A 12,267-nucleotide genomic window follows, 5' to 3' on the forward strand; every position below is an offset into this window, starting at 1 on the left:
TGAATTACTTAGACATACGCTTGTACTTGAGGCGATGCGGTTCAACGATATCGGCGCCATAAGTGGCTTTTAACCAAGCTGAGTATTCGGTGTAGTTACCTTCGTAGAAGTTCACTTGGCCTTCATCGCGATAATCAAGAATATGAGTCGCGATTCTGTCAAGGAACCAACGGTCGTGCGAAATCACCATAGCGCAACCTGGGAATTCCAATAAAGCTTCTTCCAGTGCACGTAAGGTTTCAACGTCTAAGTCGTTGGTTGGTTCGTCGAGTAATAACACGTTACCGCCCGCTTGCAGCAGCTTAGCTAAATGCACGCGGTTACGTTCACCGCCCGACAAGGAGCCAATGATTTTTTGCTGATCGCCACCACGGAAGTTAAAGCGGCCGACATAAGCGCGGCTTGGAATTTCCATGTTGTTGATACGCATGATGTCTTGACCACCTGAGATTTCTTCCCAAATAGTGTTTTTGTCATTCATCGAATCACGGAACTGCTCAACCGAGGCTAACTGTACGGTTTCACCGAGTTCAATGGTGCCACTATCAGGGGTTTCTGCGCCAGATAACATCTTGAACAAGGTAGATTTACCGGCGCCGTTAGCACCGATAATGCCGACAATGGCGCCTTTAGGGACTGAGAATGATAAGTTATCAATCAAGACGCGATCGCCATAAGACTTAGTGAGGTTATTCACTTCAATCACCTTGTCGCCTAAGCGCGGTCCTGGTGGAATGAACAACTCATTGGTCTCGTTACGCTTTTGGTAATCGTTGGTGTTCAGTTCTTCAAAGCGGGCCATACGCGCCTTGCCTTTAGATTGACGACCTTTAGAACCTTGGCGTACCCATTCAAGTTCTTTAGCTATGGTTTTTTGACGAGCGCTTTCTGTGGCCGATTCTTGCTTCAAACGGGCATCTTTTTGCTCTAACCATGAAGAATAGTTGCCTTCCCACGGAATACCTTCACCGCGGTCCAGTTCTAAAATCCAGCCAGCAGCATTATCAAGGAAGTAACGGTCGTGGGTAATAGCGACCACAGTGCCCGTGTATTCTTGTAAGAAGTGCTCAAGCCAAGCGACAGATTCGGCGTCCAAGTGGTTGGTTGGTTCGTCTAGTAGTAGCATTTCTGGCTTTTCAAGCAGCAAGCGACAAATAGCTACGCGGCGACGTTCACCGCCCGATAATACTTCGATTTTTTCATCCCAATCAGGCAGACGCAGGGCATTGGCTGCGCGCTCTAAGATGTTATCTAAGTTATGGGCATCTTGCGCCTGAATGATAGCTTCAAGTTCACCTTGCTCTTTGGCTAAGGCATCAAAGTCAGCATCTGGTTCAGCATATAAGGCATAGACTTCATCAAGGCGAGTCAGGGCATTTTTGGCAACGGCTACGGCTTCTTCAACGGCTTCACGCACAGTTTGCGTTGGATCAAGCTTTGGCTCCTGCGGCAGATAACCAATCTTAAGCCCCGGCATTGGCCGCGCTTCACCTTCAATCTCAGTATCAATACCGGCCATGATGCGCAGTAAGGTTGACTTACCTGAGCCGTTAAGACCCAAAACACCAATCTTGGCGCCCGGGAAAAAGCTTAAGGAAATATCTTTTAGAATTTGCTTTTTCGGCGGCACAATCTTGCCGACTCTAAGCATGCTATACACAAATTGAGCCATGTAATTTCTCGGTTTTTTGATAATGGAGCGAGTTTACTAAATTGCCTCTTTTGCTGCCAGTAGCAAGGTGAGTTTGCGCTTAATTTAAGCGCTTGTGCAGTCATTATTAGCAAGTCTATTAGTCGTCATAGTTAATCGCATAGCCATTGGTGCTTGAGCAGCAATGGCTATGCTTACCTAAGGGGCAATTAACGCGGTCTTGATGAGGCTCATACGTTTAGGGTCTTGCTTATTCGCTGCGCTAAACAGCAAGCGCGTTTGCATGCTTTGGCTGTTAACTAAATAAAAGTCACCAGCATAAGTGTCGCTTTCTACATACACCACTAGATGCTTATTATCATTAGTGCGACTGGTGATGATGACAGGTGCGCCCTTAAATTTAGCCATTAAGGCTTGATGCAGTTGACTGTCTGGATTGGCAGGATTAAAGAAAATGTGTTGAGGAGCCACTGTCGTTTCTATTGGTGTTTTGGATTTTGATTGTTGAGTCGCTGGCGGCGCATCGATTCTGACGCCATACACTTGGTTGTCATGGATAAGCGCGTAAGTTGATGCTTTTAGCGCAGGTTGCAAAAGTTTTTCAGCTCCCGTTGGCACTAAATATTGGTATAAAGCTGGCGCTTGCTCTGCCTCACTTTTTACAGCGTACATATGCTGATTATCTTCACTAAAACCTAATGGCGTAAAACTATTGCCTGGATTGATAGCAAAGGGATGCCATTTTTCACCATAGCCTTGGCTGTAGAACACCTTGGTTTTACCATCATCGTCAATGCCAGAGACTAAGCGCGGATTACCCTGATGGTCGAGTACAAAAGTATTGTCATCAAGAGATGAGCGTTTAATGGTGCGCTCGCCGCCAGTATAGACATTGATTTTAGTGACTTCAGTGCTGTTGCCTAAGCGGGTGGATTCAGTTTTGGCAATTAAAATGTGCTCATCATCGGCGCTTAGGCGGGATAGCCAATGGGCTGAGTAGCCAGAAATGATAATGCCGTTTTGCGAGCGCTCACCAAATATCATTTGTCCTTGCCCGCCATCATAGTTAACGGCGTAAAGTTCACTAATCATGTGCGGCGCTATTTTTCCCGTGCGTTCATTAAGCTCTATTACTACTCGCTGTGGATTAACCCAGTGAAAGTTGCCGATTTGGCTATCTTTGGGGGCGAAGTGATAGATGGGCGTGAGGGTATCTGTGGCTAATATCGTGAGGTTTTTTTGATGCGTATCATCAATCAGCGCCGCTAAGTATTGGCCGTCAGGGGATATTTTTACGTTGTAGGCATGGGGGATATTGGCTAGCGGTTCTGCCGCGAAGGCATGGATGCTAAGTAGCATCAGAGACAATAACCTTAGCATCTAGTTTGCTCCTATTTTATTGTTTTTGTTATGTAGATCAGCTTGTTAATCAGCACTTTGGGTAAGCGTTAAGTTTTTTATCGACGATTGATGACGTTATACTTTGCATTCAGCTTGACAATCTTTTTCATGCAAACATTTCACATTTATTAAACTTATCATTGATTTATGCCTTTTTTCAATGATTGATTGCCTGAGGGTTTCCTACCTCTTTGGTCTTATTCGCTGATATCGCAGGCCAAAGAGTCGCATGTGATTGCTAGCCCGCATTTACCTATGATCAGCAATAGAAGCAGGTTATGTGCTGTAATGGTTAAAAATATTAATGCCTTGTTGCGCATTGGTGTCGCTTATCTTGTTGAAAGTCGTTAATATTTGCTGCCGAACCTTGTCGGTATGCAATAGGAATGCACCAAAGTGGGTAATCTTAGACGTAGCCGTTATCGCCCGATTTTCCTCTTAAGTTTGATTTTAATGCTTAACGCATGCGCCGCACCTTTGCTGTTAATGTCACCGCAAGGGCAATTGATGTGGGCGTTGTTTAAACCGTTAGTGGGGTTAGACCCTAATGATGTGGGCTTATTTGAGCAGCCTTTGATTAAAGATAGGATGCAAGCTTTACTGGGATCTCAGTATGAAAATACTATGCAGGTACTAAGCACAGCCACAGAAATTCAGCAGCAAGGGCCACTGTTTTATGTAATCGCCAATCACAGTCCTATTCCTGAATTTGCCGAGGAGGCTGGATTAGTGTGGAACGCAGATACCAATCAATTGGCGATTATGTTGGTGACAGGCGGCTCGCCGCAAATTATTGCAGAGCAACTGGTCGATAAAAAGATGGCTATCTTTGGCGGCGAACAAGTGGCGGGATTGGCGCCCATATGGCCAAGTGAATTAATGGGCTTTGCGGAACTCGCTGCGCCTAATTAAGGTCAATCGAGCTGATTGGCATTCATTGCCATTATTTAGGCCTTAGGGTGCCATCACGCTAAGGCCTGTACTTATTAGTACTATTGCTATTAAAACGACAGTTAATAGTTTTAATCTTTCGCCACTGCTTAAGTAAGCTGCCAACAGCACTTTTGCTGGTTTTACCAATGGTTTGCATCTGCTTAAAGCTTGGCGCCATGGCTTGCGTTTGTTCCAGCTCGTTAATCATCACCATCCACAATTTGGCTGTCATTTGCGCATCGGCTAAAGCGCGGTGAAATACGCCATCATTATCTATCCTTTTAAAACGTACTAAATCCCCAAGCTTATGGGTGGGCGCCTCAGGAATGAGACGGCGAGCAATGAGCATGGAGCAAGCAAATTGGCCAGAATAGCTATGATTTATCCGCTCAAATTCAGCATCTAAAAAACGTTTATCGAACGAAGCGTTATGGGCCACGAGATGGCTGTCTCCCATAAAGCGCGCAAATTCACTCATCACTACATCGCTTTGGGGCGCAGTGCTTAGCATAGCGTTAGTAATGCCGGTATAACCTTCAATAAAACTGCTAACGCGGCAACCTGGATTAATCAGTTGCTGAAAGGTATCAACAACCTCGCCGTTAACTAATTTAACGGCGCCAATTTCGATGGCGCGATCACCTAAATTGGGCGATAAGCCTGTGGTTTCAAAGTCGAGAACGATAACCGAATGAGCAGGTGTAGCTGGCATAACAAGGAACCCTGATGGTGTGCATAAGTGAATAACGCGCGCAGTATATACTGCAATTGCGGCTTAAGGTCAGTTTTCAGAACACAGCGTTCAGGGCTAATGCAAGTATTTTCATGCGCTTCGGTCTGGGATTGTGACCCATAGCAGAGTAAACTAGCCGCCATTCGAGACGTATCCTACCTAATACCAAAGTTCACTTTGCTGCCGGAGTCGCTAATGCTGAAGAAAGACATGAATATTGCTGATTATGATCCACAATTGTTCGCCGCAATCGAGAACGAGACTCGTCGCCAAGAAGAACATATTGAGCTGATTGCATCAGAAAATTACACCAGCCCACGAGTCATGGAAGCGCAAGGTTCGCAGCTGACTAACAAGTACGCCGAAGGTTACCCAGAAAAGCGTTATTACGGTGGTTGTGAGTACGTTGATATCGTTGAAACCTTAGCCATTGAGCGCGCGAAAGAGTTATTTGGTGCCACCTATGCAAACGTGCAGCCGCATTCTGGCTCACAAGCTAACAGCGCAGTGTACATGGCGCTGTTGCAACCGGGTGACACTGTTCTTGGCATGAACTTGGCCCATGGCGGTCATTTAACTCATGGCTCACCAGTTAACTTCTCTGGCAAGCTGTACAACATCATTCCTTACGGCATAGATGAAACTGGTCATATTGATTATGACGAGATGGAACGCATAGCGATTGAGAAAAAGCCAAAGATGATGATTGGCGGTTTCTCTGCTTATTCAGGCATTGTCGATTGGGCAAGAATGCGTGCCATTGCTGATAAAATTGGCGCTTACCTGTTTGTGGACATGGCGCACGTAGCAGGTTTAGTGGCCGCGGGTGTTTATCCAGACCCATTACCGCACGCTCATGTTGTGACATCAACCACTCATAAAACCTTAGCGGGTCCACGCGGCGGTATTATTTTATCAGCCGCTAACGATGAAGACCTGTATAAGAAGCTGAACTCAGCCGTATTCCCAGGTGGTCAAGGTGGCCCGTTAATGCATGTTATCGCGGGTAAAGCGGTCGCCTTTAAAGAAGCACTAGAGCCAGAGTTTAAAATCTATCAACAGCAAGTAGTGCAGAATGCTAAAGCCATGGTGGCCGTATTCCTTGAGCGTGGTTACAAAATCGTCTCTGGCGGCACTGATAACCACTTAATGCTGGTGGACTTGATTGATAAAGGCATTACCGGTAAAGAAGCCGATGCGGCTTTGGGTCACGCTAACATTACTGTTAACAAGAACTCAGTACCTAATGATCCGCGTTCACCGTTTGTGACCTCTGGAATTCGTATCGGTACGCCAGCTATTACTCGCCGCGGTTTTAAAGTAGATGAAGCCAAGTTGCTGACAGCTTGGATCTGTGATGTGCTCGATGACGTCAACGATTTAGCCAAAATTGAGCAAGTAAAGCAGCAGGTGCTTGAATTGTGCGCTAGGTTCCCAGTTTACGGTTAACCTTGGGGTTGAAATGCGATAGACTCTAATGGCCGCCTTTTGCGGCCATTTTTTGTTTGTCGCTATCTTGCCCGGAGGCAAAATGCATTGTCCTTTTTGCAGCGCTACAGAGACTAAAGTTATCGACTCGCGTTTGGTGGCCGACGGTCATCAAGTTCGCCGTCGCCGCGAATGTACGCTGTGCCATGAACGCTTTACCACCTTTGAAGGCGCCGAATTAGTCATGCCGCGCGTGATTAAACGCGATGGCAGTCGCCAGCCATTTGATGAAGAAAAACTGCGTGGTGGAATGCTCCGTGCCGTAGAAAAACGGCCAGTGTCTATGGATCAACTCGAACAAGCCCTGACCAAGATTAAATCGCAACTTAGAGCGACCGGTGAGCGCGAAGTAAAATCTGAAATGATAGGTAACTTGATGATGGACCAATTAATGGTACTGGATAAAGTTGCTTATATTCGTTTTGCCTCAGTGTACCGCGCGTTTGAAGATGTTTCAGAATTTGGCGAAGCCATCGCTAAATTACAAAAATAGTAAATAAGGTTAGCTCAGTGAATAATCCCTGGTCTTTGCAAGATGTCGCTTGTATGAATCGCGCCTTACTCTTAGCCGCTAAGGGACGCTATACCACAGCGCCTAACCCCAATGTGGGCTGCGTCATCAGTTTGCAAGGCCAGATTGTCGGTGAAGGTTATCATCAACGCGCCGGTGGCCCTCATGCTGAAGTATTTGCACTGCGTGAAGCCCAAGGTAAAACTCAAGGCGCTACAGCTTATGTGACCTTAGAGCCTTGCAGCCATTATGGCCGCACCCCGCCTTGCGCTTTAGCCTTAATTGAGGCCGGCGTTACGCGAGTCGTGATTGCTATGGTAGACCCTAATCCACAAGTTGCTGGTAAAGGCGTGGCCTTACTGGAGCAAGCTGGCATAAAGGTTGACATCGGCCTTGGGAGCGAGGCATCAAGGCAGTTAAATCTAGGCTTTTTGCACCGCATGGAAACAGGCCTTGCCCGAGTTAGTATTAAGCTTGCCGCCAGTTTAGATGGTAAAACTGCCTTAAGAAATGGCGTATCTAAATGGATCACAGGTCCTGAATCAAGGCGTGACGTGCAGCGCATGCGCGCTCGTCACGGGGCGCTGATTACTGGTATAGAAACTGTTTTAGCCGATGATCCAACGCTTACTGTGCGCCATCAAGAGTTAGGCGAATTAAGCAAGCATTTAGCGGCAGAAGATGTGATTCAACCTGTGCGCGTGGTACTCGACAGTCAAGCGCGCTTGCCCGCCAGCGCCCGTTTATTTAGTGCGCCAAGTCCGATAATTTTGGTGTCTGTGGCAGATTATGCTGATAGCACTAAGCAAAATTGGCCTGCACACGTCAGCCATTGGCGCTGTCATGGCGATGATGATGGCCGCATTAATTTGCGCCTCTTGATTGAAAAACTGAGCGTGCAGCACCATTCCATTATGATAGAAGCGGGCGCAACCTTAGCGGGCGCCTTTATTGACCAAGGTTTGGTCGATGAACTGGTGTTATATCAAGCCATTAAAATTTTAGGTAGTCAGGGACGCAATCTAGTCAATCTCTCTGATTACAGTTGTCTAGATGACACGCCGCGCTGCCAATTGCTCGATGAGCGCGCCATAGGTGCAGATAGACGCTTAACCTTAGGTTTCCTTTTAAAATCAGCCCATACAGGCGAGTAACTAAAGATGTTTACAGGAATTATTGAAGCGGTAGGGACGTTACGTCAGTTAAACCGCCGGGGTGATGATATTCGCCTCAATGTCGCCAGTGGTAAGCTTGATTTAAGCGATGTGAAATTAGGTGACAGCATTGCCACCAATGGTGTGTGTTTGACTGTAGTGGAATGCTTAAGCGATGGTTATGTTGCCGATATTTCAGCCGAAACCGTAAGTTTAACCGGCTTTGCCCATTATCAAGTAGGCACTAAGGTAAACCTTGAAAAAGCTGTTATGCCAACTACCCGCTTAGGCGGTCACATGGTCAGCGGCCATGTAGATGGCGTTGCCCGTGTGGTTGAGCGCAGCATTCGCGGCAAAGCGATTGAATTCTGGTTAGAAGCCCCCGCATCGTTAGCGCGTTATATTGCGCATAAAGGTTCAATTACCATTGATGGCGTGAGCTTAACTGTCAATGAAGTGATGGATGCCCGTTTTCGTTTGACGATTGTGCCGCATACTGCAGGTGAAACCACCTTAGTGAATTTGGCAGTAGGGGCGAGCGTTAATATAGAAGTGGATTTAGTGGCGCGCTATTTAGAGCGCTTGTTACAGGCTCCAGCCGAGGCATCCTCCTCTGGAGTGACCATGGAGTTACTGGCAAGATCGGGATTCATGCGCTAAGTCGCCCCATTTTGTTAAGTGCAGTCAATTCTTTATTTTATAAATACAAATAGGTCTTAACGATGGCGCTACACAGCATAGAAGAAATCATTGAAGATATCCGTCTTGGTAAAATGGTCATCCTTATGGATGATGAAGACAGAGAAAATGAAGGCGATTTGATTATGGCGGCCGAAAAGGTCACGCCACAAGCTATCAACTTTATGGCCACTTATGGCCGTGGTCTGATTTGCCAAACCATGACTAAGGCGCGTTGTCAGCAGTTAGATTTACCGTTAATGGTGACTAACAATAATGCTCAATTCTCGACCAACTTTACTGTGTCGATTGAAGCCGCCGAAGGCGTGACCACAGGCATTAGTGCCCACGATCGCGCTGTGACTGTATTAGCTGCTGTTGCTAAAGACGCTAAAGCCTCTGATCTAGTCCAACCTGGTCATATCTTCCCATTAATGGCCCAAGATGGCGGCGTATTAACCCGCGCTGGTCACACTGAAGCTGGTTGCGATTTAGCGCGCTTAGCGGGGCTTGAAGCCTCCGGCGTGATTGTTGAGATTTTAAATGACGATGGCACTATGGCGCGCCGCCCAGATTTAGAAATTTTCAGCGAAAAACACGGCATTAAAATCGGCACCATTGCCGATTTAATTGAGTATCGCAATAACACCGAAACCACAGTAGTGCGTGAAGCTAAGTGTCATTTGCCAACGCGTTTTGGTGAGTTTGAGATGGTGACTTTTCGCGACACTATTGATAACCAGCTGCACTTTGCCTTAATCAAGGGCGATGTATCAACTAACCCATTGGTACGCGTGCACTTACAAAACACCTTTAATGACGTGCTGTACTCTGAGCGCGATCAGTCGCGCAGCTGGCCATTAGATAAAGCCATGGCGCGAATTGCGGCTGAAGGTGGCGTGTTGGTATTGCTCGATGGGCAACAACACACCTCAGATCTGCTGGCTAAAGTGAAAGCCTTTGAAGCTGAAGATAAAGGTCAAGCTCAAGCCGCCGCTAAGTGGCAGGGTACGTCGCGCCGCGTGGGTATTGGTTCGCAAATCCTTGCCAACCTTGGCGTAACTCAGATGCGTTTATTGAGTTCACCTAAGAAATATCATTCGCTTTCAGGCTTTGGCTTAGAAGTTACCGAATACGTGGGTGAATAATCCCGCGTCGGAAAATCCATATTCCATTAAAATTGCATGATCAGGGCGCTATCCTCTGTGGTATGATGGCGTCACTTTTCGTCTCGGGTACGCACCGAGAATCGTGCTTTGCTAAATTTTAGGTAAGATAATGAACATAGTACAAGGTAATATCGAAGCGAAAAATGCCAAGGTGGCTATCGTTGTTTCTCGTTTTAATAGCTTTCTGGTTGAGAGTTTACTCGAGGGCGCAGTAGATACACTGAAGCGTTTCGGTCAGGTTCAGGAAGATAATATTACAGTGGTGCGTGTACCTGGTGCGTTTGAGTTGCCATTAGCGGCTCGTCGCGTTGCGGCCAGCGGTAAATTCGATGGCATCATCGCCTTAGGTGCGGTTATTCGTGGTGGCACACCACACTTTGATTTTGTTGCCGGTGAATGCAACAAAGGTCTAGCGCAAGTGTCATTAGAATTTGATGTACCGGTATCATTCGGTGTATTGACTACAGATACCATAGAGCAAGCTATTGAACGCTCTGGTACTAAAGCGGGCAACAAGGGTGGCGAAGCTGCTCTGGGTCTGCTGGAAATGGTCAATGTACTTCAAGAACTTGAACAACAGCTGTCATAGTAGGAAAAAACATGAAGCCTTCTGAGCGCCGTAAGGCCCGCCGTTTAGCGGTGCAGGCCATTTATTCATGGCAATTAAGTGGTAACAATATCGCCGATGTCGAGCATGAGTTTTTAACTGAGCAAGAATTGGGCGGTGTTGATGTTGCTTATTTCCGTGAGCTATTTGCTGGCGCGGCAACTAAATCAGGTCAGTTGGATGAGATTATCATCCCACACCTAGAGCGTCCTTTGGATGAAGTGTCTCCGGTTGAGAAAGCCATTTTGCGTTTAGCAACATATGAGCTGACTTTCCGTAAAGACGTGCCATACAAGGTTGTGATTAACGAAGCAATCGAACTGGCCAAGGCCTTCGGTGCGGAAGATGGTCATAAGTTTGTTAACGGCATCCTAGATAAATTGGTTGCTCGTAAATAAGAATAAAAACGGTATCTTCGGATACCGTTTCCTTTATCAGGAGCAGACAGTCTGCCTGTCTGATAGTCAGTGAAAGAATTCCAGCTCATAGAAAAGTATTTCCAAGGACGGGGACCGCTACGCAAAGACGTGGTGCTGGGCATAGGTGACGATTGCGCCTTGCTGAAACCTGCCATACGAAAATCCATTGCTATCTCTTGCGACACCTTAGTCGAAAACACCCACTTTTTCCCTGATATGCCGGCACAAGCCCTTGGCTATAAAGCCTTAGCGGTTAATTTGTCAGACTTAGCTGCCATGGGCGCCGAGCCTGCGTGGATGACGCTCGCCTTAACTTTGCCAGAAGTGGATGAAGCGTGGATAAAAGACTTTAGTGAAGGTTTTTTTGAAGCCGCCGATTACTACTCCATTGCGTTAGTCGGTGGGGACACCACTTGTGGTCCCAAATCTATTACAATAACAGTGCAAGGGCTAGTGCCAGAAGGCGCAGCATTAACCAGACAAGGCGCTAAAAACGGTGATTGGATCTATGTGACCGGCACCTTAGGTGATTCTGCCCTCGGTCTTGATATTATTCGCGGCGCCGTTGATGTGCGCCCTGAATATCGCCAAGCACTCATTACTCGTCATTATCATCCAACCCCAAGAGTGCTCGCCGGCCAGTCACTGCGCAATATTGCTACTAGTGCCATCGATATTTCTGATGGGTTACTCAGTGATATCGCCCATGTGCTTAAAGCCTCTAACTGCGGCGCAGAAATTGAAATTAATGATTTACCTATGTCGCAAGGGCTTAAAGATTGCGTTAGTGAAGAGCAAGCCCGCCACTACGCACTGTGCGGTGGCGAAGATTACGAGCTGCTATTTACTGTGCCCGAGAGTCAAAAGGGCGCTCTGCACATGGCCTTAACTCAGGCTGGGGTTCGATTTACCTGCATAGGTCAAATACGTTCCGGCAAAAAATTGAAATTAACACTCAATGGCGCGCCTTTTGAGGCAAGCTTCACTGGATTTGAGCATTTTAAATGAAATGGTTAGCGCAAGATCCCGCGTTAAAGAAATTATCCTTAAAAAACCCAGTGCACTTTTTGGCGTTGGGTTTTGGCTCTGGATTAGCCGCTAAGGCGCCTGGTACCTTTGGTACCTTAGCCGCCATTCCGGTATTTCTATTATTAGCGCCTTTAGGTTTATATGGCTATTTAGCCGTGACATTGGCTGTGATAATCGCAGGTATTTTTATTTGCGATCGCGCCGCTCACGATATGGATGTGCACGATCATGGCGCCATCGTTTGGGATGAAGTGGCCGGTCTACTCATTACCTTAATCGCCGTGCCAATGCAATGGCAGTGGATAGCGTTAGGCTTTGTGTTGTTTCGGGTGTTTGACATTATAAAGCCTTGGCCGATTCGCTGGCTTGATGCCAAAGTCGAAGGCGGTTTTGGCATTATGATTGATGATGTCGTTGCGGGTATTTTTGCCTTTATCTCATTGCAGCTGTGTATTTATTGGTTTGCTTAAGTGCTAGCGCCCCATAGTTAATGA

At 46.8% G+C, this 12,267-nt stretch carries 12 protein-coding genes and 1 pseudogene; 10 read left to right on the top strand and 3 right to left on the bottom strand.

Going from position 1 to position 12,267, the window contains the following annotated elements; genetic code table 11:
* Window positions 1-4: 4 nt before the first annotated feature.
* Entirely contained in the window at window positions 5-1,672 is a 1,668-nt protein-coding gene (gene ettA / locus FJQ87_RS06700) for an energy-dependent translational throttle protein EttA (protein ID WP_140931753.1), read from the bottom strand.
* A gap of 177 nt (window positions 1,673-1,849) precedes the next feature.
* Window positions 1,850-3,031: a hypothetical protein gene (locus tag FJQ87_RS06705; RefSeq protein WP_140931755.1), complete on the bottom strand. Its 1,182-nt coding sequence runs from the start codon at window positions 3,029-3,031 to the stop codon at window positions 1,850-1,852.
* Between the two features lie 474 nt (window positions 3,032-3,505).
* Between FJQ87_RS06705 and FJQ87_RS06710 the strand changes: the two are divergent.
* Window positions 3,506-3,856 (top strand): annotated as a pseudogene (locus FJQ87_RS06710) (hypothetical protein); the annotation flags it as partial.
* A 166-nt stretch (window positions 3,857-4,022) separates the two neighbouring features.
* Here the strand turns inward: FJQ87_RS06710 and FJQ87_RS06715 are convergent.
* Complete coding sequence (locus tag FJQ87_RS06715; RefSeq protein WP_140931757.1) at window positions 4,023-4,697, bottom strand: 3'-5' exonuclease; 675 nt, start codon at window positions 4,695-4,697, stop codon at window positions 4,023-4,025.
* A 216-nt stretch (window positions 4,698-4,913) separates the two neighbouring features.
* Between FJQ87_RS06715 and glyA the strand changes: the two genes are divergently transcribed.
* The 9 genes from glyA to FJQ87_RS06760 all read left to right on the top strand — a co-directional run bounded on the left by glyA (window position 4,914) and on the right by FJQ87_RS06760 (window position 12,243).
* Entirely contained in the window at window positions 4,914-6,167 is a 1,254-nt protein-coding gene (gene glyA, locus FJQ87_RS06720) for a serine hydroxymethyltransferase (protein ID WP_140931759.1), read from the top strand.
* Window positions 6,168-6,249: 82 nt separating this feature from the next.
* Window positions 6,250-6,699, top strand: a complete 450-nt coding sequence (nrdR, locus tag FJQ87_RS06725) for a transcriptional regulator NrdR (RefSeq protein WP_140931761.1) — start codon at window positions 6,250-6,252, stop codon at window positions 6,697-6,699.
* Between the two features lie 53 nt (window positions 6,700-6,752).
* The gene (ribD, locus tag FJQ87_RS06730) at window positions 6,753-7,871 is read left to right on the top strand and encodes a bifunctional diaminohydroxyphosphoribosylaminopyrimidine deaminase/5-amino-6-(5-phosphoribosylamino)uracil reductase RibD (RefSeq protein ID WP_140934020.1); all 1,119 of its coding nucleotides are present in this window, start codon (window positions 6,753-6,755) and stop codon (window positions 7,869-7,871) included.
* Between the two features lie 6 nt (window positions 7,872-7,877).
* The gene (locus tag FJQ87_RS06735; protein WP_140931763.1) at window positions 7,878-8,531 is read left to right on the top strand and encodes a riboflavin synthase; all 654 of its coding nucleotides are present in this window, start codon (window positions 7,878-7,880) and stop codon (window positions 8,529-8,531) included.
* A gap of 62 nt (window positions 8,532-8,593) precedes the next feature.
* Window positions 8,594-9,697, top strand: coding sequence for a bifunctional 3,4-dihydroxy-2-butanone-4-phosphate synthase/GTP cyclohydrolase II (gene ribBA / locus FJQ87_RS06740; protein WP_140931765.1), 1,104 nt, complete (start codon window positions 8,594-8,596; stop codon window positions 9,695-9,697).
* A 130-nt stretch (window positions 9,698-9,827) separates the two neighbouring features.
* Window positions 9,828-10,307: a 6,7-dimethyl-8-ribityllumazine synthase gene (gene ribE, locus FJQ87_RS06745; RefSeq protein WP_140931767.1), complete on the top strand. Its 480-nt coding sequence runs from the start codon at window positions 9,828-9,830 to the stop codon at window positions 10,305-10,307.
* 11 nt (window positions 10,308-10,318) lie between these two features.
* Window positions 10,319-10,723, top strand: a complete 405-nt coding sequence (gene nusB, locus FJQ87_RS06750) for a transcription antitermination factor NusB (protein WP_140931769.1) — start codon at window positions 10,319-10,321, stop codon at window positions 10,721-10,723.
* A 69-nt stretch (window positions 10,724-10,792) separates the two neighbouring features.
* The gene (gene thiL, locus FJQ87_RS06755; RefSeq protein WP_140931771.1) at window positions 10,793-11,752 is read left to right on the top strand and encodes a thiamine-phosphate kinase; all 960 of its coding nucleotides are present in this window, start codon (window positions 10,793-10,795) and stop codon (window positions 11,750-11,752) included.
* Window positions 11,749-12,243, top strand: coding sequence for a phosphatidylglycerophosphatase A (locus tag FJQ87_RS06760; protein ID WP_140931773.1), 495 nt, complete (start codon window positions 11,749-11,751; stop codon window positions 12,241-12,243). The genes thiL and FJQ87_RS06760 overlap by 4 nt, the downstream gene beginning before the upstream one ends.
* Window positions 12,244-12,267: the final 24 nt, after the last annotated feature.

The sequence above is a fragment of the Shewanella sp. SNU WT4 genome (assembly GCF_006494715.1).
Taxonomy (GTDB): domain Bacteria; phylum Pseudomonadota; class Gammaproteobacteria; order Enterobacterales; family Shewanellaceae; genus Shewanella.